This is a genomic window from Streptomyces sp. NPDC028308 (genome assembly GCF_055565855.1).
In genome coordinates this window covers 114,646-135,190 of the sequence record NZ_JBVHTO010000009.1, presented here as the reverse complement: position 1 = coordinate 135,190, position 20,545 = coordinate 114,646, and the positions used below count along the sequence as shown (strand labels likewise).

Genomic DNA, 20,545 nt, shown 5'->3' with positions numbered 1-20,545 from the left:
GAACCGGCCCGGCAACGGGCGGACGGGCGCTGCCCGGCGCAGAGGAACCGTCAGCCGCAGGCGCCGGAACGCGCGCCGGGGCGGGCGCGGGTCCCGGGACCGGCCCGGCAACGGGCGTACGGGCAGCACCCGGCGTAGAGCAACCGTCAGCCGCAGGCGCCGGTACGCGCGCCTCGGCCGACGTCGGCGCGGGCGCCTCAGGTGACCCGGGGGCGTGAGCCGGCGCCGGGCCGGGCGACGGCGTCGGTGCGGGCACCTCGGGTGACCCCGGGATGCGCGCCGGTGCCGGGACGGGCGACGGAGACGCGGTGGCCGCCTCCCGGGGAGCCGGGACGGGGGCCTGGGGCGGGGCCGGCGGGGGGCCCACGCGGACCGGGTTGCCCGCGTACTCGCTGGAGCCGTCGACGTACACCTGGAGCGGGACGACGTAGCCGATGCTCTCGTCGTGGACCATGGCGAGGACGGGGTGGCCGGTGGCGAGGGCGATCCGGTGGAGGTAGTTCAGGACGGCGTCCTGGGCGCTCTCCCCGGCGTTCACGACGACCGGCATCCCGCCGACCGTCGCACGCGAGGCGGGCGCCGCAGCACTCCTGTCGCCGGGCACGCCCGCGCCGGCCCGCGCCGTCACGCGGACCTCGATCGGTGTGAGGCCCGACCCGGACCTCGCCCCCGGAACCGACGCCACGGGTGCCTGCCGCCCCCGCTTGGGCTCCCGCTTGTGTTCGCGGCTGAATCGAGACATCGGTTCCCTCACTCGGGTCGGTCAGTGGAGGAAGGGCCGGCAGCCGGGTCCGGCGACGGCGCCGACGACAGGGGCACCGCCACCGACGTCACCTCCGCCACGCACCTCGACCTGCCCGTACCCGAACACACCGTTTTCAAAAGGGGGCCGGCACGCCGAGCCGTCCCCGCGGCGGGCGGGGCCGCGGCCGGTACCGCGCTCGTGTGCATCAACACCCCTCCTCACACGCTCACTTCGAGCCGGTCCGGGGTAAGTCCCCCGTCGTGAAGGCCCTCTGACCGACATGGACGCCGGTCGCCGGTGCGCGGTTGTGGGCCGGGAGGGAACCGGTCACCTCAAGGCCCGATCGCACACCTGTAGTTGAGTCTCCAGCCTCCCTCCCGTTTCCTGGGTCACCAGGGCGTCACAGGCTCGTCCCAGGAACCCGCTCCCCCCGGTACCGGACCGCCCCGGGGGGCCGGGAAGATCGACGGACGCCGACGGAGGGGGAACAGCGATGCAGGGGAACGCAGGGCAGGGGCCGCAGGGCCCCGAGGTCTGGATACGCGGGCCGGTCACCGGACCGGACCAGGAGCGGCCGCAGGGGGCACCGGGCACGGTCACCGCACGCCGGTTCGCCTGGGTGGCCACCCACGGCGGGGCGGGCGCCACGACCCTCGCGACGGTTTTCGGCGGCCACGACGCGGGCCGCAACTGGCCGCGTCCCGACCAGGGGGAGCCCGGTTCGCTGCTCCTCGTGGCGCGGACGCACGCCACCGGGCTGGAGGCCGTCTCGCACACCCTGGACACCTTCCGGCGCGGGGACGTACCGCCGGGGCTCGACCTCGACGCCGTCGTCCTGGTCGCCGACGCGCCCGGCCGTCTGCCGCGCCCCCTCGCCCAGCACGTGAAGGCGATCGGCGCGATGATCGACGTCTACCAGGTGCCGTGGGTGCCCGCGTGGCGGGTGGGCGACCTGGGCGGGGAGCCACCGCGCGAGTGCGAGCCGCTGGCCCGGCTGACCGGGGCACCGGCCGCGCCCTCCGGACGACGCGGCCTGCGCTGAGCCCACGCCCGGACCTGCCCTCGGCGGCGCCCCGGGAGGCGCCCGCCGCAGAACTGCCCGACGGACCGGAGGAACGCGGACGCATGGACCCCGATGTCTACCGGTCCCTGTCGGCCGAGGAGATCGCCGCCGCCGTACGTGCGCGCGAGGTGAGCGCCGTCGACGTGGTCACGGTCTGCCTCGCACGGCTCGACGCGGTGGAACCGTACCTGCACGCGTTCACCGAGGTCTGGGGCACGCGGGCGCTGCGCCGGGCCCGCGAGGTGGACGCGCGGGTGGCCGCGGGCGGACGTCCGGCGCTCGCGGGCGTCCCGGTCGCGGTGAAGGGACGTCACGGGCTGCGCGCGGCGGCCGCGCTGATCGACGCGGGCTGCGTGCCGGTGGGGGCGACGTCCGTGCCCGGCCCGGGCACGCCCTGGCAGACGTGGGGGCTGGGCGCGCACGGGCGGACCGTCAACCCCTGGCGCGGCGACCGGAGTCCGGGCGGTTCGTCGGCCGGGGCCGCCGCCGCGGTGGCCGCGGGCGTGGTGCCGGTCGCGACCGGCACCGACGGCGCCGGGTCCGTCCGTATCCCCGCCGCCTGGTGCGGTGTCCTCGGCCTGAAGACCACCAACGGCCGCCTCCCGTCGTCGGACCGTACGGGACTGGCCGCGGCCGGCGCCGTCGCCCGGCACGCGTCGGATCTCGCGGCGTACTGGCACGTGGTGTCCGGCGCCCGCACGGGGACCACGCCCGTCGGCGGCGTCCCGTCGCCGGCCCCCTCCCCCGCGCCGACCCGCGCCGACGCCCTGTACGCCACCCAGGGCCCGGATCCGGCCAACTTCCCGGACAGGGGCCCGGCATCCCCCGCCGTCCGCCCCGGCTCGGTTCCGGAGGCCATCCCGGCCGGAGCGCCCGTTCCCGTCGCCGCCCTCTGGTCGTCCGGTCTCGGCTTCGCCGGTGGGGACGCCGAGGCGGAGGCCCTGGCGGCCGTCGCGTACGGCGCCGTGGAGCGGCTCGTGCGTGCCGGGGTCGTACGGCTCGTTCCCGGGGACGTCCGGCTGGTCGACCCCGGTCCCGCCTGGCTGGCCCTGCGCACCCCCGGGGCGGGTCCGGACGCCGCGGGGCCCGTCCGGGACGAGAACGACCGGCGGCTCGCCGGGGTCTTCGCCCGCTGTGAGCTGCTGCTGACGCCGGTCACGCCGAACGCGCCGCACGGCCACGCCGGTCCGGGTGACCGTTACTCCACCGCGCTCACCTGGGCGTTCAACCTCAGCGGACACCCCGCGGCGAGCGTCCCTGCGGGCTTCGGGCCCGACGGGTGCCCGGTCGGCCTCCAGCTGGTGGCCCGGCACGGCGCCGAACCCCTGCTGCTGGCCGTCGCGCGGGCCGCCGAGAGCCGCGCCGGACTCCGCTCCCCCGTGCCCCCGGAACCCCCGGGGGCCGCGTGACCCCTCGTGCCCCCGGCGTCCGACAGGCCGCAGGCGGGTTCCGGAGGGCCGGCTCCCAGTTCCCCGCTCCCGATGACAGAGATGCATGCGTGCGCATATACTGCGTACGCAGGTAATTGTCGTACGCCGAGCATTCGGAGGGCTTGCCGTGTCCCGTTCCTTCCTCTTCGTCCTGGGCAGCAGCCGCACCGAGGGCAACACGGAACTGCTGGCCCGCCGCGCCGCCGAGCAGTTGCCCGCCGACGTGGAGCAGCGCTGGCTGAGCCTGGCCGACCATCCGCTCCCCGACTTCGAGGACCTGCGGCACGACAGCGACCACGTCCGGCCCACCGAGGGCCCGGCGGGCACGCTGCTGGACGCGACCCTCGCGGCGACCGACCTCGTGATCGTCTCGCCGCTGTACTGGTACTCGCTGTCCGCGCCCGTGAAGCGCTACCTGGACCACTGGTCGGGCTGGCTGCGCACGCCCGGCGTCGACTTCAAGGCGACGATGGCCGGCCGCACCCTGTGGGGCGTCACGGCGCTGGCGCACACGGAGGAGGAGGTGGCGGCCCCGCTGATCGGCGCGCTGAACAACTCGGCCGCCTACCTGGGCATGCGCTTCGGCGGGGTCCTCCTCGGCAACGGCAGCAAGCCCGGTGACGTACTGGCCGACTCGGCCGCGCTGGCCCGAGCCAAGACCTTCTTCGCGGGCGAGGCGCCGTTCGCCCGCTTCCCGTACGAGGTCTCCGAGACGGCGGGCGTGTGAGCCGACGCGCTACGCCGTGATGTCCTTCGCGGTGAACCGGGCCCAGGCCGCGGAGCCGAACACGGCCGCGTACAGGGCCTGGAGTTCGAGGTTGCGGACCAGGTCGTCCCAGTAGACGGGCTCGCGCATGAGGTCGGCGAAGGACAGCCAGTAGTGGGAGAAGAAGTACGGCTGGAGGGCGTGCAGTTGGGGGATCTGGTCGAGGATCTGCACGGTGATGAGCAGGCCGACGGTCGTCGCCATCGCCGCGATGCCGCTGTTGGTCAGCGTCGAGACGAACAGGCCGAGCGCCGCCACGCCGATCAGTGAGGCGGCGACGGCCAGCGCGATGAGCAGGGCCCTGCCGAACCCCTCGGCGAGGCCGATGCGGGTCCCGGAGATCGTCGTCAGCTCACCGAGCGGGAACAGCAGGGCGCCGGTCGCGAGCGCCGAGACCGCCACCACGAGCGTCGCGGCCAGACAGAAGGTCAGTACGGCCGCGTACTTGGTGACCAGCAGGCGGGTGCGGCCGGCGGGGGCGACCAGCAGGTAGCGCAGGGTGCCCGCGTTGGCCTCGCCGGCGATCGCGTCGCCCGCGACGACGCCGATCGCCATCGGCAGGAAGAAGGGCAGGGTCGCGGCGAGCGCGGTGAACACCAGGAACAGGCCGTTGTTGGTGATCTGCGAGATGAACGCCGGTCCCTCACCGCCTCCGCCGCCGGCCGCCGAGCCGTCGCCGGTCTCGATCCTGATGGCGATGCCGATGAGGACGGGCACGGCGGCCAGCACGGCCAGGAGCGCGAGGGTGCGCCAGCGCCGGAAGGTCGTGACCAGCTCGCTGCGGAACAGTCCGAGCGTCCACAGCGGTCCCGGCCGGCGTACGGTGCCGGCCGGAGCGGTGGGTGCCTCAGCCCGCGACATCGAAGCCCTCCCCGGTGAGTGCCACGAACGCGTCCTCCAGGGACGCCCGCTGCACCCCGAAGCCGCGCACCCGCACGCCCGCCGCCACCAGCGCGGCGTTCAGCTCGGCCGGATCGCGGTCCGGTGGCTCCGCGCTCACCCCGGACTCCGTCACCACGAGGTCGGCGACCCCCTGCTCCTTCAGCACGCGCGCCGCCTCACCGGGGTCGGGCGTCGTCACCACGAGCCGCCCGCGCGCCCCCGCCGCCAGCTCCGCCACCGGCCCCTGGGTGATCAGCCGGCCCCGCGCCATCACCGCGGCGTGCGTGCAGACCTGCTCGATCTCGTCCAGCAGATGGGAGGAGAGGAAGACGGTGGCGCCGTCCGAGGCCAACTCCCGCACCAGGGAACGGATCTCGCGCATCCCCTGCGGGTCCAGGCCGTTGGTCGGCTCGTCGAGGACGAGCAGGTGCCGGGGCTGAAGGAGCGCGGCGGCGAGCCCCAGCCGCTGCTTCATGCCCAGGGAGTACGCCTTCGCCTTCTTGCCCGCGGCGGCGGCGAGGCCGACCCGGTCGAGGGCGGCGGCGACGCGGGCGCGCCGGGTGCGCGGATCGGCGGTCGGGTCGGCGGCGTCGTACCGCAGGAGGTTGTCCCGACCGGAGAGGAAGCCGTAGAGGGCGGGGCCCTCGATGAGGGCGCCGACGTGCGGGAGCACGGCGCGCGCGGACCGGGGCATCGGCTGCCCCAGTACGCGCGCGGTGCCGGACGTCGGCTCGATCAGGCCCATCAGCATGCGGATGGTGGTGGTCTTGCCCGAGCCGTTCGGCCCGAGGAAACCGAAGACGCTGCCCGCCGGGACCGTCAGATCGAGGCCGTCGACGGCGAGCTGTCCGCCGCGGTAGCGCTTGGTGAGCGCGCGTGTGGCGATCACCGTGTCCGGCTCCGCGGCGGACGGCTCCTCCATGCGTTCCCTCGATTCGTCGGGCCTCGGCCGCGCGGGCCTACTTCGCGGCGGCGTCGGCCGCCTTCACCAGCGCTTCCTTGGTGACGGCACCGGCGTACACCTGGCCGTCGTCCGTGATCAGCGCGTTGACCAGGCGCGTCGAGAAGACCGTGCCGGAGCCGAACTTCCCGCTGACCTGGTCCCCGAGGGAGTTCAGGAACCCGGAGACGTCGCTGTTGCCGGAGGACTCCGACGGCAGGCCCTGGCCGCCCGTGTCGAAGTGGGCGATCGTGTTCCAGCCCTCGCCGATGGTCTTCAGCCCGTCCGGCCCCTTGGCGAAGTCCTCGTCGCCCTTGTGGACGGACCCGGACCCGGGCAGGGACTTCGGGCCTTCGGCCCCGGCGCCCTCCCCGGCGCCCTCCTCGGTGACCTTCGCGCCCTTCGGCGGGGTGAAGTCGAAGGTCTTCGCCGCCGGCCGGGCGAAGTCGACCTGGGTGAAGCCCGCGTCCACGACCGCCGCACCGCCGCTGGAGGGGGTGAGCGTGAACTTCAGCGGCGTCCCGGTCTTCGCGTCCACGGCGATGGTGATCGCGCCGACGGTGGAGCCGGACTGCTTCGGCTTGACGACGAGCCGGTAGGCGTCGCGGCCCGCGACCTGCGCGGTGCCGTCGACGGTCACGGACGTCGTGTCGTCGACCGCCTTCAGCGCCTCCTCGGCCAGCTCCTGGGGCGTGCCGTGGACGTCCTCGTGCGCCCCGGGCTTCTTCGAGCCCTCGGGAGCCGTCGAGTGGTACACCTCGTTCGACTTGCTGTCGTAGGCCCAGACGTCCGCGCCGTTGTGGATGACGCTGTACTCGGCGGCCTTGTCCAGCAGCGAGACCTTGCCCTTGTCGGGGCCGTCGGCGGCGACGCGCAGGGTGTGCGTGCCGGAGGCCAGTTCCATGAGCTTGGACGACGGGTCGGCGGAGGAGTCACCGCCCTTGCCGGCCGCGCCGGGGGCGAAGCTGTCCGCCAGGCCGCCCAGGTCGGGCAGGCCCAGATCGGTGCTGATCTTGACCGTGCCGGACAGCTGCTGGGTGTCCGACTTCGCGATCTTCTCGACGAGTTGCTGCGCGGTGATCTTCGGCAGGTCGGGGTCGCCGGAGTCGGCGAGTGCCGGGACGAGCCCGATGGTCGCCGCCGCCACCCCCACGACCGCGACCGGGACGACGTAGCGGGCGGCCTTGCGCCGGCCCACGCGCACGTCGTCGGCTTCGTCGGCCGACGGGTTCTCGGATTCGTACGGTGCCATGTCTGCCCTTACCTCCGTCATCGGCGGCGGCCTTCAGTCACTGTCCTCGTCCACCCCTGCGCCGCCATTCTCACCCGAATTGATGAGGAGTGGTGCTTTCCATCTGACCAAATCCGCCGGGAAGAAGCGTCAGACCCCGGGCTCAACTCCGTGTACTGCTGCGGTATGACACAAACGGGCGGTGTCTCCCCCGACCCGTAGGGGTCGTATGGGGCAGACACCGCCCTGGCGGCCTGCGGAAGGCGTCAGCGCTGCACGAACACGTAGTCGGCCCGGTAGGGGACGCCCACGGTCGCGCCCGGGGTGCAGGGCCCGGCCGGGGCCACTCCGCCCACGGTGTTGAGCCGCAGGATCTCCGCCGTCCCGGCCAGCAGCCCGCGGGGTTTCCCGGACGCCGTTGCCTTCAGGTCCAGTTCGGGGATGTTCCCGGCGCCGTTCGGGGTCCTGGAGAGCACCGCCCCGGTGACGGCGCTGCCGTCGGGCGCGATCCACTGCGGCGTACCGGAGTTGGGCGCCACGAAGGAGTGCGCGATGTGCCGGTCGAGCACGGCGCCGACGTCGCGCTGGGCGAAGGCGTGTCCGCCGCCCTCGGCGGGCTTGCACTCGTAGATCTGGCGGCCCTCGACCACGGACGCCCGGAAGTTGGCGAACACGTGGCGGAAGTCGACGTCGGTGGTGACCTGGTGGAGCTGACCGCGGACGGCGCCGCCCGGGAACGCGGCGGTGTGCAGGTTGGCGTAGAACCCGCCGGGGGCGCTCCGCAGCCGCTGGAGCAGGGCCGCGTCCTCGACCTTCACCGTGCCGGCGGCGCGGTGAAGGCCGCCCTTGTCGAGCAGCCGGGTGAAGTCCACCGCGACGCCGCCGGAGGTGCCCTTGGCGCCCTCGTGCAGGTGCAGCCGGGTCGGTTTGCCGATGCCGCGCCAGCTCACGGCGACGGACACCCGGTCGCCGTCGATCCTGATGAACTCCAGGGCCGAGCCGTCCTCGTCTCCGTCGGCGGGCACCTCGTCGGCGCCGCGCAGCGCGGCCGCCAGGACGGTCGCACCCTCCTGCGCGCTCTCGGGTGCGACTCCTTGCGCGGCGACCGCCGGGGCGGCGGCGACGGCGATCCCGGCGGCCGCCGCCAGTGCGGCTCCGCCGATGACCAGCTTCGTGCGACGCCCCGCGGGCGTGAGGTTCGGTCCCATGATTCCGCTGTCTCCCCGTGTCCCGGCCGACACCCCCTGCGCCGGCCTCCACAGAGAGCTACGGAGCGGATACGAGAGCGGACTCAAGGTGAGCGATGTGACCTGCGCCACACCGAGATGCCTCGTACGGCGTACACGGGCCGGGCGAGGGGAGGCTGCGCGGGGTGCGGTCGCCGGGCGGCCGCCCGGCGTCATCCGGCCCGGTGGACCACCGCGTCGCACAGCTCCAGCAGGGCCGCCTTGGCGTCGCACTCGACCAGCGGCGCCAGCGCGGCCCGCGCGTCCTCCGCGTACCGCACGGTGTCCCGGCGGGCCTGCTCCAGCGCGGGGTGCGCCCGCAGCCGGGACAGCGCCTCGGCGTGCCGGGCGTCGTCCGTCAGGTCGGAGTCGAGCAGCTCGCACAGCGCGATGTCCTCGGCGAGCCCGAGGCGGGCCACCCGCTCGCGCAGCCGCAGCACCGGCAGCGTGGGGATGCCCTCGCGCAGGTCCGTCCCCGGCGTCTTGCCCGACTCGTGCGAGTCGGAGGCGATGTCCAGGACGTCGTCAGCGAGCTGGAAGGCGACGCCGAGCCGCTCGCCGTACTGCGTGAGCACGTCGACGACCGTCTCGTCGGCGCCCGACATCATCGCGCCGAAGCGGCAGGCCACTGCGACCAGGGAGCCGGTCTTGCCGCTGAGCACGTCGAGGTAGTGGTCGATCGGGTCGCGCTCGTCGCGGGGTCCCGCGGTCTCCAGGATCTGGCCGGTGACCAGCCGCTCGAACGCCTCGGCCTGGACGCGGACGGCCTCCGGGCCGAGGTCGGCCAGGATGTGCGAGGCGCGGGCGAAGAGGAAGTCGCCGGTGAGGACGGCGATCGAGTTGTTCCAGCGGGTGTTGGCGCTGGGCACCCCGCGGCGCACCTCGGCCTCGTCCATCACGTCGTCGTGGTACAGCGTCGCGAGGTGGGTCAGTTCGACGACGACGGCCGAGGGCACGATGCCCGGCGCGTGGCGGTCCCCGAACTGCGCCGCGAGCATCACCAGCAGCGGCCTGAACCGCTTGCCGCCGGCCCGCACGAGGTGCTGGGCGGCCTCCGTGATGAAGGGGACCTCGCTCTTGGTGGCTTCGAGCAAACCCTCCTCGACAGCCGCCAATCCGGCCTGGACATCGGCTTCGAGAGCCTGGTCCCGCACGCTCAGCCCGAACGGCCCGACGACGGTCACGAGAGGTTCTCCTGTCTGCTGACGATCACATGGCGAACTCGGTCGATCATTCGGTCGATGACACGGTTTGTCGATGTGTCGCTGCCATCACTCAAGTCAGCGTATCCGGTCACGTTTCGATCACCACGAGCGCCCACCGCCCCCACCTACGACTTCCCTCCCCCAGGGGGCGCACTCATGGCCGGGCGGCGCGGCACCACGAGCGGTATGTTCTTGATCACCTGATATGACCGGACATGTACCGACTCCACCGGAAGGCTCTCGTGTCTCGACGCAGCGTCACCGCCGGACCGGGCCGCGGGCCGGGCCCGGAGCCCGGTCCGGGACCCCGTACCCGCCCCGGGGGGTCCGGTCCCGGCGGCCGTCCGCCGCGGGAGGGCGGACGGGTGCGGCGCGGGACCGGGCGCGTACGGAGTGTCCCGGCGTGTCCGGCACGGACGGCACCGTCTCCGTCACCTGGCCGGGCGCACACGTCCGGCGCACCGCGTGTCCGGCCCGGCCGCCGGGCCGCCTGCCCCCCGGGGCCGGCGCGATGAGCACCCGCATCCGTACGTCGTTCCCCTACCGGACGACGCACGAGGACGTCCTGATCCCGCTGCGGGACGGGACGCGCCTGTACGCGCGCGTGTGGCGCCCGGTCACCGACGAGCCGGTCCCGGCGCTCCTGGAGTACCTCCCGTACCGGCTGACGGACTGGACCGCGCCGCGCGACTGGCAGCGCCACCCCTGGTACGCGGGCCACGGCTACGCCTCGGTCCGGGTGGACGTGCGCGGCCACGGCAACTCCGAGGGGCTGCCGGCGGACGAGCACGCGCGCGTGGAGGCGGACGACGGCGTCGAGGTCGTGAACTGGCTCGCGGCCCAGCCCTGGTGCAGCGGGCGGGTCGGCATGTTCGGGCTGTCCTGGGGCGGCTTCGACGCGCTCCAGGTCGCGGTCCTGGCACCCGAGCCGCTGAAGGCCGTCGTCACGGTCTGCGCGACGGACGACCGCTACGACAACGACCGGCACTACCTGGGCGGTTCCGTGCTGGCCGGCGACATGCCGGCCCGCGCGGCGGCGCTGCTCGCCTTCGCCTGCCGGCCGCCGGACCCCCGGTACGTCGGCCAGGTGATGTGGCGCGACATGTGGGTGCGGCGGCTGGAGGCCGTGGAGCCCTTCGTCCACACCTGGCTGGCGCACCAGACGCGTGACGCGTACTGGCGGCGCGGCAGTGTGCGCGAGGACTACGGCTCGGTGCGGGCCGCGGTGCTGGCGGTCGGCGGCTGGCACGACCCGTACCGGGACACGGTCCTGCGGCTGGTCGAGCACCTCCCGGCCGACCGGGTACGGGGGCTGATCGGGCCCTGGTCGCACCAGTACCCGGACCGGGGGCTGCCGCCGGGCCCCGCGATCGGCTTCCTCCAGGAGACGCTGCGCTGGTGGGACCACTGGCTGCGGCCCGGCTCCGGGGCCGGTGACGCCTCGGGCACCGGTGTGATGTCCGAGCCGCTCCTGCGGGCGTACGTCTGCGACTCGCACGTCCCGGCCACCGTCCACCCGGTGCTGCCCGGCCGCTGGGTGGGTGACGACGCCTGGCCCGCGCCGACGGTGACGCCGGTGACGTACGCGCTGCGGGGCGTGCCCGTGCCGGTGCGCTCCCCGCTGCACACCGGGCTGGACGCCGGCCGCTTCCTGCCCGTCGGGGACGACGGGGACCTCCCGCCGGACCAGCGGGACGAGGACGCGAAGTCGGCGTGCTTCGAGTTCGAGGTGCGGGAGGAGACCTGGGTGCTCGGGCGGCCCCGGGTCCGGCTGCGGCTGACGTCGCCCGTGCCGCGCGGGCAGGTCGTCGCCCGGGTCTGCGACGTGTTCCCGGACGGGGCGTCCACGCTCGTCACCCGGGGCGTGCTGAACCTCGGCGCCCGGGAGGGCACGGACCGGGTGGTGGAGTGGCCGCCGGGCGCCACCGAGGACGTGACGTTCGAGCTGAGCGCCATCGGCTACGCCTTCCCGCCGGGCCACCGCATCCGGCTCGCCGTCTCCTCGGCGTACTGGCCCTGGATCTGGCCGCAGCCGGATTCGGACACCGGTTTCACCCTGCACCCGGAGGGCAGCTCCCTCGAACTGCCGGTGCGCGTACGGGAGTCGGACCCCTCCATCACCTTCGGCGAACCGGAGGAGGCGGAGCCGCTGGGCGCGGTCGTCCCGGCGACCCTGGACGAGCCCCGCCCGGAGCGGCTGGTCGTGCGCGATGTCGCCGCGGGCGTCTGGCGCCTGGAGGTCGACCCGCGCCACGGCGACACCCGGGTGTACCCGGACGGCCTGGAGGTCACGGAGGACGCCCTGGAGACATACACGACCGGCGAGTGGGATCCGCTGTCCGCGCGGACCCGTTCGGACTGGTCGATCCGGCTGCACCGGCCGGACGCCGGGTGGGACGCCCACGTGGAGACGCACTCCGAAGTCAGCTGCGACGCGGGCGAGTTCATCACCTCGAACGAGGTGATCTGCACCGACGGGGACGAGGTCGTCTTCCACCGGACGTGGGAGCGGCGCATCCCGCGCACGGCGGGCTAGCCACACCCGGCGGTTCGGCCCCCGCCGTCCAGGTCAGGGACGCGACGGGGGCCGGCGCGCGCGCCCGCGCCGCGGTCCGCGCCGGGGGACCCGCCACCGCCCGCCCCGGGTCCGCGTCGCCGCCCGTCCGGGTCCGCGCCGCCATCCGTCCCGGGGCCCGCATCGCCGCCCGCCCGGGCACGCGCCACCGTCCGCCCCGGGGTCCGCGCCACGTCCGTCCCGGGGTCCGCGCCACCGCCCGTCCGAGGCGCGCGGCGCGCGGCGCCCCGGGGCGGGTGTGACCCGGCGGCGCCTCCCAGTCGCCCGTTAATGCCCGACTTGCCTGCCTTGCTTACGCTTTGACATGTCTTAGTCGCGTGAAATGGGTCACGCCCGAATCGATCTTTCGGCCACCCCGAGTCGACAAGTCTCCCTTTGCTAAAGGCAAGTTGAGTTTCACGTTCCGGTCTAATCGGACTATTTCCACCCTGTTCAGAGGTAGATCAAATGCCTTGGCACGGGAAATCGGGCCTTGTTTCGGACATGTGCTCTCGCATACGTTCACGTCGATCCGAGCGGACCCGCCTAATCCTGCCGCCGCTCGGTGACCCCACCCACCCACGCACGGCAGGAGCGGGGGACCCACGAAAGCGCCGGTCCGGCGACACCCGGAACGGCTTGGGGTCAAGTCGCACGTCATGTGCGGCCGGGCACCTCCCAGCCCGAACCCGACAGCTCACCTCGCAGGCACCGGAGAGGAAAAAAACGCGCCATGGCCGTTCGAGGCAAGCACCGTCGTCCCCGAAACACCGTCCTCACCCGCGGGTTCATCGCCGCGGGAGCGGGCGGAGCCGCACTCGTACTCCCCCTGATCGGCGCCACCGGCGCCCAGGCGGCACAGCCGGCCCAGGCCGCGCAGTCCGTGCCGGCCGCCGTCCCGCAGGTCCAGCTCGTCACCTACAAGGTGGCCTTGGGCGACACCCTGTCCAAGATCGCCCGTGAGCACGCCAAGACCGGCGACTGGAAGAAGCTGTACGACGCCAACCGCGCCGTCATCGGCAGCAACCCGTCGATGATCCGGCCGGGCCTGAAGCTGACGGTGGGCACGAAGACCGTGAAGGGGACGGCGACGACGGCCGCCGCGACGGCCAAGACCGCCGCCGCGCCCGCGACCGCGAAGACGTACACGAACGACCTGGACGGCTGGATCAAGGAAGCCCTGGACATCATGGCCCAGAAGGGCATACCGGGCAGCTACGACGGCATCCACCGCAACATCATCCGGGAGTCCTCGGGCAACCCCCAGGCGATCAACAACTGGGACTCCAACGCCGTGGCCGGCACGCCGTCCAAGGGCCTCCTCCAGGTCATCGACCCGACCTTCGCCGCCTACCACGTGGACGGCACGTCGATGGACCCGTACGACCCGGTCGCGAACATCACCGCCGCCTGCAACTACGCCGCCGACAAGTACGGCTCGATCGACAACGTCTTCGGCGCCTACTGAGCCGGGCCCGGGGCGGCGGCCCCCCGGACCGCAAGGCCCGCTGTTCCCCGGTCCCCAGGGCCGGGGAACAGCCGTTCCAGGACGACCGCGATGCCGTCGTCCTCGTTCGAGAGGGCGATCTCGTCGGCAACCGCCCTGAGTTCGGGGTGGGCGTTGGCCATGGCGACGCCGTGGGCGGCCCAGTCGAACATCGGGATGTCGTTCGGCATGTCCCCGAACGCGATCGTGTCCGACGGCGACAGGCCGAGATGACCGGCGGCGAGCGCGAGGCCCGTCGCCTTGGTCACGCCGTATGGCTGGAGTTCGACGGTGCCCGGACCCGACATGGTGACCGTCGCCAGCGAATCGACCGTCATCCGCGCCACCGACGCCAACTCGTCGTCGGACAGCGAGGGGTGGCGGAGCAGCACCTTGCTGATGGGCCGCGTCCACAGGTCGTCACGGCGCCGCACCCGCACCGCGGGCAGCGTCGGGTGCGGCATCAGATAGCCCGGCTCGATGAGGGTGAGCCCGTCCACCCCGTCCTGGTCCACGGCCGCGTAGACCTCCCCGACCTCGGCCTCGATCTTGCCGAGTGCGGTCTCGGCCAGCTCCCGGTCCAGGGTCACCGACCACAGCAGACGGCCGGTGCCGGCGTCGTACAGCTGCGCGCCCTGACCGCACACCGCGAGCCCCTCGCCGCCGAGTTGCTCCAGCAGCGGGCGCACTCTCGGCGCCGGGCGCCCCGTCACCACCAGATGCCGGCCGCCCGCCCCGGCCACCCGCGCCAGCGCGGCCCGCGTCCTCCCGGAGAGGGTGTCGTCGCCGCGCAGCAGCGTTCCGTCCAGGTCAGTGGCGATGAGTGAATATGCAGTCGGAGCGGCCATGATCCGAAGAATACGGACCCGCCGCCCCAACGGCCCGGCGTGAACCGGACGACGTCCGGTATCCCGACAGCAACGCCCTTCACCGGTACGGGGATCGACGGGGACCACAGGACACCGGTACGGCCTGAACGGACATTGCGCACTCTTCAGGCACGGTGAGCCGAGCGCCACGGGACCTGTCTCCGGTCGTCTCTCCCACGTAACGTGTGCCGCGACCACATGGAACGCGTGGAACACATGGATCACAGGCGAGCACGAAAGCGAGGCAGCACCCGATGCCCCCCTTCGATGTCCCCGAGGGCGACCCCTTCGGTCCGCACAACCTTCCGTACGGCGTGTTCTCCCCGGCGGGTTCCGGCGACCCGGCGGCTCCCGGCGCGCGGAGGGTGGGGGTCCGGCTCGGGGACCGCGTGCTCGACGCGGGCGCCGCGGCGCGGGCCCTCGGCTCCCCCTACGAGGCCCTGCTCGCGCAGCCGAGCCTGAACCCCCTGCTGGCGGCGGGCCCCACGGCCTGGTCCGACGTACGGCGCGCCCTCACCGCGTGGGTGACGGTCCCGGCCCACCGGGAGACGATCGAGCCCCTGCTGCACCCGCTCTCCGAGGTGACCCTGCACCTGCCGTTCGAGGTCGCGGACTACGTCGACTTCTACGCCTCCGAGAACCACGCCCGCAACGTCGGGCAGATCTTCCGCCCGGACGCCGAGGACTCCCTCACGCCCAACTGGAAGCACCTGCCGATCGGTTACCACGGCCGGTCCGGCACCGTCGTGGTGTCGGGGACCGACGTGATCCGCCCGTCGGGCCAGCGCAAGGCCCCCGCGGACGCGGCCCCGGTGTTCGGCCCGTCGGTGCGCCTGGACATCGAGGCGGAGGTCGGCTTCGTCGTCGGCGCCCCCTCCGCGCCGGGCGCCCCGGTCCCCCTGTCGGCCTTCCGCGACCACGTGTTCGGCCTCTGCCTCCTCAACGACTGGTCGGCGCGCGACATCCAGGCCTGGGAGTACGTCCCGCTCGGGCCCTTCCTCGGCAAGTCCTTCGCCACCTCGGTGTCGGCATGGATCACCCCGCTCGACGCGCTGGAGGACGCCCGGGTCGCGCCGCCCGCGCGCACCCACCCGCTGCTGCCCTACCTGGACGACTCCGCCGAGGACCCCGGCGGCTACGACCTGCGGATCTCCGTGGCCATCAACGGCCACACGGTGTCCGAGCCGCCCTTCTCCACCATGTACTGGACCGCGGCACAGCAGTTGACGCACATGACGGTCAACGGGGCGTCCCTGCGGACCGGCGACCTGTACGGGTCGGGGACGGTCAGCGGTCCCACCGAGGGTGAACGCGGTTCCCTGCTGGAGCTCACCTGGAACGGCCGCGACGCCCTCGAACTCCCCGACGGCAAGCGGACGTTCCTGGAGGACGGCGACGAGGTCACCCTCACGGCCTGGGCCCCCGGTCCGGGCGGCACCCGGGTCGGACTGGGCGAGGTGACCGGCAGGATCGTCCCGAGGGGCTGACCACGCGGCGGGCCGCGGCGGTGACGCACACACGCGAACCGCTGCGCGCTCCACCGGCGCCGGGACGGAGGGCAACGGGGACGGGGGTGCACCCGGCGACGGCGGGGACGGGGGCGGGGACGGCGGGGTGGCGCCGACGGTGGCAGATCTTGCCCGGCGAGTGGAAGAACCGCAGGTCAGACCGGTCCCGCTCCATGGCGCAGGTGGCGCAACACTGCGGCAACACCACGGCCCGCACCCCGTGGGTATGGTCCCTCGCATGCCCACCGAACGTATCCGAGAGCACGCCGGAGCAGGCGCGACCACCGTCGCCGCCCGCCGGCGGCGGCTGCGTGCGGACCGGGCGAGGCAGCTCGCCGACCTGCTGCGCCACCAGGTGCTGGCCGGCGGCTTCCCGGACGGCACGCTCCCGCACGAGGCGGCGATCGGTGACGACTACCGCGCCTCCCGCAACACCGTCCGCCAGGCCCTGGACCTGCTGCGCGCCGAGGGCCTGGTCACCCGGGTGCCCGGCGTCGGCACGGTCGTCGCCGCCCAGAAGTACGCGCACGGACTCGACCGGCTGATGGGACTCGCGGAGACCCTGCGCGAACACGGCCAGGTCAGCAACGAGGTGCGGACCGCCGGCCCGGTCGCCGCACCGGCCCCGGTCGCCGAACGCCTGGGCGTGCCGTCCGGCTCCGACGTCCTCTACATCGAGCGCCTGCGCCGCCTGGACGGTCTGCCCCTCTCCCTCGACCTCACCTACATCCCCCTCGACATCGGCACCGCCCTGCTCGGCGCCGACCTGGAGAACACGGACGTCTTCCGGCTCCTGGAGTCGATCACCGGCCGGCCGCTCGGGCACGCCGAGATCACCCTGGAGGCCGTGAACGCGGACGCGCACTCCGCGGCCGTACTGGAGGCACCGCGCGGCACGGCCGTGCTGATGCTGGAACGCCTCACCCATCTCTGTGACGGCCGCCCCGTCGACCTGGAGTTCATCCGCTTCCGCGGCGACCGCATCACCATGAGCGGTCAGTTGCGCCGCCTGCTGTAGTCCCGCCCGCCGCGGGCGGCCCCCGCCGCGGCGCCCCCGCTCCGGTGCCGCGCCGTCCCGCGGCCACCTTCCCGCGTACCGATTCCTGGAGACAGCCATGCCTTTGGCGCCCCAGCGGGCCGACGTGCCCGTGACCATCGACGAGTCGAAGTGCATCGACGGCTGCACCCTCTGCGTCGACATGTGCCCGCTGGACTCCCTCGCCATCGACGAGAGCAACGGCAAGGCGTACATGCACGTCGACGAGTGCTGGTACTGCGGCCCGTGCGCGGCCCGCTGCCCCACCGGCGCCGTCACGGTCAACATGCCCTACCTGCTCCGCTGACCCCCCGAACCGCACCGGTGGAAGGCCCCGACTCCCATGCGAACTCCCCTTCAGCGCACCGCGGCCGCGGCGACCGCCGCCCTGATCCTGCTCCCCCTCGCCGGCTGCGGCGGTGACGCCGAGGCCGGCGACGGCTCCACCGTCACCGTCACCGTCGGCTACCAGTCCAAGACGATCAACACCGTCACGACGGGCACCCTGCTCCGCTCCCTCGGCTACTTCGAGCGGGAGCTGAACGCCCTCGGCGACGGCACCACCTACAAGGTGGCCTGGCAGGACTACGCGACCGGCGCCCCGATCACCGCCCAGATGACCGCCGGGAAGATCGACATCGGCTCGATGGGCGACTTCCCGCTGCTCATCAACGCCGCGCGCGGACGGCAGCTCGACCGCCCGACGCGGCTCGTCTCCGTCACCGGCTACAACCTGAGCGGCGGCCTCAACACCATCGTCACCGCGCCGGACTCCAAGCTGGACTCCCTCGCCGACCTGCGCGGCAAGAAGGTGTCGACGAGTGTCGGCTCGGCCGCCGACGGCACCCTCGTCCGGGCGCTGCGGCGCGCCGGGATCGACCCCGAGAAGGGCATCCGCAAGCTCAACCAGCAGCCCGCGGTGGGCGCTTCCGCGCTCTCCGCCGGCAGTGCCGACGCCCTCTCCCAGTTCGTCGCCTGGCCCGGCCTGCTCGCCCACCAGGGCAAGGCGAAGGCGCTGTACGACGGCGCCGCGCTGAAGCTGCCGACGTTCCACGGCGTCACCGCCCGCGAGGACTTCGCGCGCCGGCGCCCCGCCGTGCTGGAGGCCTTCCTCAAGGCCCAGTCGAAGGCGACGGACTACCTGCACGGCCATCCGGTGACCGCCGCGGAGAAGGTCGCGAAGGCCACCGGCCTGCCCGCCGAGGTCGTCTACCTCTACAACGGCGCGCACGGCATCGCCACCTTCGGCCCCGCCCTCAAGCCCCCGCTCGTCGCCGCGCTCAAGAAGGACGTCTCCGTCCTGAGGTCGGCGAAGCTCGTCGGGGACGTCGACGTGGACGCCTTCGTCGACGACCGGTACGTGAAGAAGGCACTGGGGTCCGCCGCGTACGCCGACGCCCTCGCCGCCGGACCCTCGCCGGCCGCGGGCGAGGTGTGGCCGAAGGGCGCCACCACGACGCGTACGTTCGCCTCCGCCGGCGCCCTCCTGCGGCACGTCGCCCGGCACCGCGACGCCGTCCGCGCCGCGTACGTCTCCGACGCCACGACCGGCACCCCCTGGTTCGCGGACAAGGCGGTGTGGGTGGCGGACGGCGACGACCTGTGGCCGTTCGTCACGGCCGCGACCGCCCGGGCGTACGTCACCGGTCACCCGGGCGCCCGCACCCTCACGTACGCCGAGGCCCTGGAGCGGGCGTCGTGACCGGGCACCCCGAGTACGGCTCCGGGGCCCGCGGCCGGGCCGGCCGGTACGCGCTGCGCGCCGTCTCCCTCGCCGCCGCCCTCACCGCCTGGCAGCTGCTGACCAGCCTCGACGTCGATCTCTGGCTGCGTTTCTCGCAGTTCCCCACCGTCGCCGACGTGGCGCGCGCCTTCGGCGGCCGGCTCGGCGGGGACGACTACTGGACGGACCTCACCGACAGCCTCACCCGCATCCTCACCGGCTTCCTCCTGGCCGCCGTCCTGGGTGTCGCCACGGGCGTGGCGGTGGCCCGCTCCCGCGTCGCCGAGGACCTGCTCGGTCCCGTCCTGGAGGTGGTCCGCCCCATCCCGGCCATCGCGCTGGTCCCCGTCGCCATCCTGCTGTTCCCCAGCAACGAGCAGGGCATCGTCTTCATCACCTGCGCCGCCGCGTTCTTCCCCGTCCTGGTCTCCACCCGGCACGCGGTGCGCGCGCTGGCTCCCGTCTGGGAGGAGGCCGTGCGCACGATGGGCGGCGGCCGGTGGCGGATCCTGCGCTCCGTGGTGCTGCCGGGCGCGCTGCCCGGGATCTTCGGCGGGCTGTCCGTCGGCATCGGCGTCTCGTGGATCTGCGTGATCTCCGCCGAGATGATCTCCGGCGAGTACGGCGTCGGCTACCGCACCTGGCAGGACTACACGGTCGTCGACTACCCCGGCGTCTTCGTCGGCATGGTGACGATCGGTCTGCTCGGCTGGCTCACCTCCACGGCCGTCGAACAGGTCGGCCGCTGGTCCACCCGGTGGCTGCCCCGCACGGAATACGTCCCCGGAGCCCGGGTGCGCACTCCCGCGCCGGCCCCCGTCCCCCCGCCCGCGCGGACGACCGCACCCGTACCCGCGAAGGAGGCCCGGGATGAACACCTCGTCTAGGGCGACCGGCCCGTCCGGGGCGTACCCGGCGACCGACCCGGCCGGGGCGTACCCGGCGACCGACCCGGCCGAGGAGTCCGGGGCGGCCGGTGCCGTCAGGGCGGCCGGTGCGTCCGGGGTGTCCGGTGCCGCCGGGGCGTCCAGTGCGTCCAGTGCGTCCACTGCGTCCACTGCGGACGGCGCCTCGGTCGCCGGGTCCCTCGCCCCGCCGCACGGAACCCGGCTGACCCTCACCGGCGCCGCGCTGGGCCGCCCCGGCGCCCCGGTCCTCGAAGACGTCGGCCTGGACGTCGCCCCCGGCGAGATCCTGACCGTCGTCGGCCCCTCGGGCTGCGGCAAGTCGACCCTGCTGCGCACCCTCGCCGGGCTGCTGCCCGCCCTCGCCGGCACGGTCACCGAGGACGGCCGCCCCCTGGTGGCCCCCTCCGCCGACCGCGCCCTCGTCTTCCAGGAGGACGCCCTCCTGCCCTGGCGCACCCTGCGCGCCAACATCGAACTCCCGCTGGCCATTCAAGGCTCGTCCCGCGCCGACCGCAGGTCCCAGGCCGACGCCTGGCTCGCCCGCGTCGGCCTCGGCGACCGTGCGCGGCATCTGCCGCACCGCGTCTCCGGGGGCCAGCGCCAGCGCGTCCAGCTCGCCCGCGCCCTGGCCGGACGCCCCCGTGCCGTCCTGATGGACGAACCCTTCGGCGCCCTCGACGCCCAGACCAGGGCCGGCATGCAGGACCTCCTCGTCGAGGTGCTGCACGGCACCGGCGCCACCGTCGTCTTCGTCACCCACGACGTGGACGAGGCCCTGTTCCTCGGCGACCGGGTCGCCCTGCTCGGCTCCACCCGCGCCGGTGGGGGCGACACCGGCGGGTCCGGCACCGCGGGCGGCCTCCTCGCCGTACGCCCGGTACCACGGCCCCGCGAACGCTCCGCACACGACGACCCGGCGCGGCTCGCCCTGCGGCGCGAGGTCCTCACGTCACTCGGCAACTGAAAGGCACGC

General features: G+C 74.0%; 17 protein-coding genes, 1 pseudogene and 1 riboswitch. Of the genes and pseudogenes, 11 read left to right on the top strand and 7 right to left on the bottom strand.

The window, feature by feature from the left end:
* Positions 1–550: pseudogene (locus ACZ4VA_RS21615) on the bottom strand (hypothetical protein); the annotation flags it as partial.
* A gap of 688 nt (positions 551–1,238) precedes the next feature.
* On the opposite strand from ACZ4VA_RS21615, the gene ACZ4VA_RS21610 reads away from it, so the two are divergent.
* From ACZ4VA_RS21610 to ACZ4VA_RS21600, 3 genes are all read left to right on the top strand, one after another.
* A complete protein-coding gene (locus ACZ4VA_RS21610) occupies positions 1,239–1,787 on the top strand; it encodes a DUF6668 family protein (protein WP_356167121.1) in 549 nt (182 codons plus the stop codon).
* Between the two features lie 83 nt (positions 1,788–1,870).
* The gene (locus ACZ4VA_RS21605) at positions 1,871–3,217 is read left to right on the top strand and encodes an amidase (RefSeq protein ID WP_356167119.1); all 1,347 of its coding nucleotides are present in this window, start codon (positions 1,871–1,873) and stop codon (positions 3,215–3,217) included.
* A gap of 148 nt (positions 3,218–3,365) precedes the next feature.
* Complete coding sequence (locus ACZ4VA_RS21600; protein ID WP_355788647.1) at positions 3,366–3,965, top strand: flavodoxin family protein; 600 nt, start codon at positions 3,366–3,368, stop codon at positions 3,963–3,965.
* 9 nt (positions 3,966–3,974) lie between these two features.
* Here ACZ4VA_RS21600 and ACZ4VA_RS21595 read toward each other — a convergent pair whose 3' ends face one another.
* From ACZ4VA_RS21595 to ACZ4VA_RS21575, 5 genes are all read right to left on the bottom strand, one after another.
* Entirely contained in the window at positions 3,975–4,865 is an 891-nt protein-coding gene (locus tag ACZ4VA_RS21595; RefSeq protein ID WP_355788649.1) for an ABC transporter permease, read from the bottom strand.
* Positions 4,852–5,808: an ABC transporter ATP-binding protein gene (locus ACZ4VA_RS21590; RefSeq protein ID WP_355788652.1), complete on the bottom strand. Its 957-nt coding sequence runs from the start codon at positions 5,806–5,808 to the stop codon at positions 4,852–4,854. The genes ACZ4VA_RS21595 and ACZ4VA_RS21590 overlap by 14 nt, the downstream gene beginning before the upstream one ends.
* Before the next feature lie 37 nt (positions 5,809–5,845).
* Positions 5,846–7,078, bottom strand: a complete 1,233-nt coding sequence (locus ACZ4VA_RS21585; protein WP_356167115.1) for a LolA family protein — start codon at positions 7,076–7,078, stop codon at positions 5,846–5,848.
* A 245-nt stretch (positions 7,079–7,323) separates the two neighbouring features.
* The gene (locus ACZ4VA_RS21580; RefSeq protein WP_468082378.1) at positions 7,324–8,265 is read right to left on the bottom strand and encodes a CHRD domain-containing protein; all 942 of its coding nucleotides are present in this window, start codon (positions 8,263–8,265) and stop codon (positions 7,324–7,326) included.
* Between the two features lie 191 nt (positions 8,266–8,456).
* Positions 8,457–9,467 (bottom strand): polyprenyl synthetase family protein, encoded by a 1,011-nt coding sequence (locus tag ACZ4VA_RS21575; RefSeq protein ID WP_356167110.1) that lies wholly within the window; start codon positions 9,465–9,467, stop codon positions 8,457–8,459.
* 532 nt (positions 9,468–9,999) lie between these two features.
* Between ACZ4VA_RS21575 and ACZ4VA_RS21570 the strand changes: the two genes are divergently transcribed.
* Both ACZ4VA_RS21570 and ACZ4VA_RS21565 read left to right on the top strand, forming a co-directional pair.
* The gene (locus ACZ4VA_RS21570; protein ID WP_468082443.1) at positions 10,000–12,024 is read left to right on the top strand and encodes a CocE/NonD family hydrolase; all 2,025 of its coding nucleotides are present in this window, start codon (positions 10,000–10,002) and stop codon (positions 12,022–12,024) included.
* A 584-nt stretch (positions 12,025–12,608) separates the two neighbouring features.
* A riboswitch (cyclic di-AMP (ydaO/yuaA leader) is annotated at positions 12,609–12,768 on the top strand.
* Between the two features lie 7 nt (positions 12,769–12,775).
* Positions 12,776–13,510: a LysM peptidoglycan-binding domain-containing protein gene (locus tag ACZ4VA_RS21565; protein ID WP_355786548.1), complete on the top strand. Its 735-nt coding sequence runs from the start codon at positions 12,776–12,778 to the stop codon at positions 13,508–13,510.
* Here the strand turns inward: ACZ4VA_RS21565 and ACZ4VA_RS21560 are convergent.
* Positions 13,504–14,376, bottom strand: a complete 873-nt coding sequence (locus ACZ4VA_RS21560) for an HAD family hydrolase (protein ID WP_468082377.1) — start codon at positions 14,374–14,376, stop codon at positions 13,504–13,506. The two genes, ACZ4VA_RS21565 and ACZ4VA_RS21560, sit on opposite strands and share 7 nt — an antisense overlap.
* A gap of 275 nt (positions 14,377–14,651) precedes the next feature.
* On the opposite strand from ACZ4VA_RS21560, the gene fahA reads away from it, so the two are divergent.
* The 6 genes from fahA (at position 14,652) to ACZ4VA_RS21530 (ending at position 20,536) form a co-directional block, all read left to right on the top strand.
* Positions 14,652–15,884, top strand: coding sequence for a fumarylacetoacetase (gene fahA, locus ACZ4VA_RS21555; RefSeq protein ID WP_355786554.1), 1,233 nt, complete (start codon positions 14,652–14,654; stop codon positions 15,882–15,884).
* A 259-nt stretch (positions 15,885–16,143) separates the two neighbouring features.
* Entirely contained in the window at positions 16,144–16,923 is a 780-nt protein-coding gene (locus tag ACZ4VA_RS21550; RefSeq protein WP_355786557.1) for a GntR family transcriptional regulator, read from the top strand.
* A gap of 97 nt (positions 16,924–17,020) precedes the next feature.
* Positions 17,021–17,248, top strand: coding sequence for a 4Fe-4S dicluster domain-containing protein (locus ACZ4VA_RS21545; RefSeq protein ID WP_010986276.1), 228 nt, complete (start codon positions 17,021–17,023; stop codon positions 17,246–17,248).
* A 36-nt stretch (positions 17,249–17,284) separates the two neighbouring features.
* Positions 17,285–18,643, top strand: a complete 1,359-nt coding sequence (locus ACZ4VA_RS21540) for an ABC transporter substrate-binding protein (RefSeq protein WP_468082376.1) — start codon at positions 17,285–17,287, stop codon at positions 18,641–18,643.
* Positions 18,640–19,551, top strand: coding sequence for an ABC transporter permease (locus tag ACZ4VA_RS21535; protein ID WP_389391142.1), 912 nt, complete (start codon positions 18,640–18,642; stop codon positions 19,549–19,551). The genes ACZ4VA_RS21540 and ACZ4VA_RS21535 overlap by 4 nt, the downstream gene beginning before the upstream one ends.
* Complete coding sequence (locus tag ACZ4VA_RS21530; protein WP_468082375.1) at positions 19,535–20,536, top strand: ABC transporter ATP-binding protein; 1,002 nt, start codon at positions 19,535–19,537, stop codon at positions 20,534–20,536. Before ACZ4VA_RS21535 ends, ACZ4VA_RS21530 begins: the two co-directional genes overlap by 17 nt.
* The last annotated feature ends 9 nt before the right edge of the window (positions 20,537–20,545 follow it).

Coding starts and splice junctions, on each gene's coding strand:
- ACZ4VA_RS21590 (WP_355788652.1), bottom strand. CDS start 5,808: ATGGAGGAGCCGTCCGCCGCGGAGCCGGACACGGTGATCGCCACACGC.
- ACZ4VA_RS21580 (WP_468082378.1), bottom strand. CDS start 8,265: ATGGGACCGAACCTCACGCCCGCGGGGCGTCGCACGAAGCTGGTCATC.
- fahA (WP_355786554.1), top strand. CDS start 14,652: ATGCCCCCCTTCGATGTCCCCGAGGGCGACCCCTTCGGTCCGCACAAC.
- ACZ4VA_RS21585 (WP_356167115.1), bottom strand. CDS start 7,078: ATGGCACCGTACGAATCCGAGAACCCGTCGGCCGACGAAGCCGACGAC.
- ACZ4VA_RS21560 (WP_468082377.1), bottom strand. CDS start 14,376: ATGGCCGCTCCGACTGCATATTCACTCATCGCCACTGACCTGGACGGA.
- ACZ4VA_RS21550 (WP_355786557.1), top strand. CDS start 16,144: ATGCCCACCGAACGTATCCGAGAGCACGCCGGAGCAGGCGCGACCACC.
- ACZ4VA_RS21530 (WP_468082375.1), top strand. CDS start 19,535: ATGAACACCTCGTCTAGGGCGACCGGCCCGTCCGGGGCGTACCCGGCG.
- ACZ4VA_RS21610 (WP_356167121.1), top strand. CDS start 1,239: ATGCAGGGGAACGCAGGGCAGGGGCCGCAGGGCCCCGAGGTCTGGATA.
- ACZ4VA_RS21595 (WP_355788649.1), bottom strand. CDS start 4,865: ATGTCGCGGGCTGAGGCACCCACCGCTCCGGCCGGCACCGTACGCCGG.
- ACZ4VA_RS21540 (WP_468082376.1), top strand. CDS start 17,285: ATGCGAACTCCCCTTCAGCGCACCGCGGCCGCGGCGACCGCCGCCCTG.
- ACZ4VA_RS21570 (WP_468082443.1), top strand. CDS start 10,000: ATGAGCACCCGCATCCGTACGTCGTTCCCCTACCGGACGACGCACGAG.
- ACZ4VA_RS21605 (WP_356167119.1), top strand. CDS start 1,871: ATGGACCCCGATGTCTACCGGTCCCTGTCGGCCGAGGAGATCGCCGCC.
- ACZ4VA_RS21565 (WP_355786548.1), top strand. CDS start 12,776: ATGGCCGTTCGAGGCAAGCACCGTCGTCCCCGAAACACCGTCCTCACC.
- ACZ4VA_RS21545 (WP_010986276.1), top strand. CDS start 17,021: ATGCCTTTGGCGCCCCAGCGGGCCGACGTGCCCGTGACCATCGACGAG.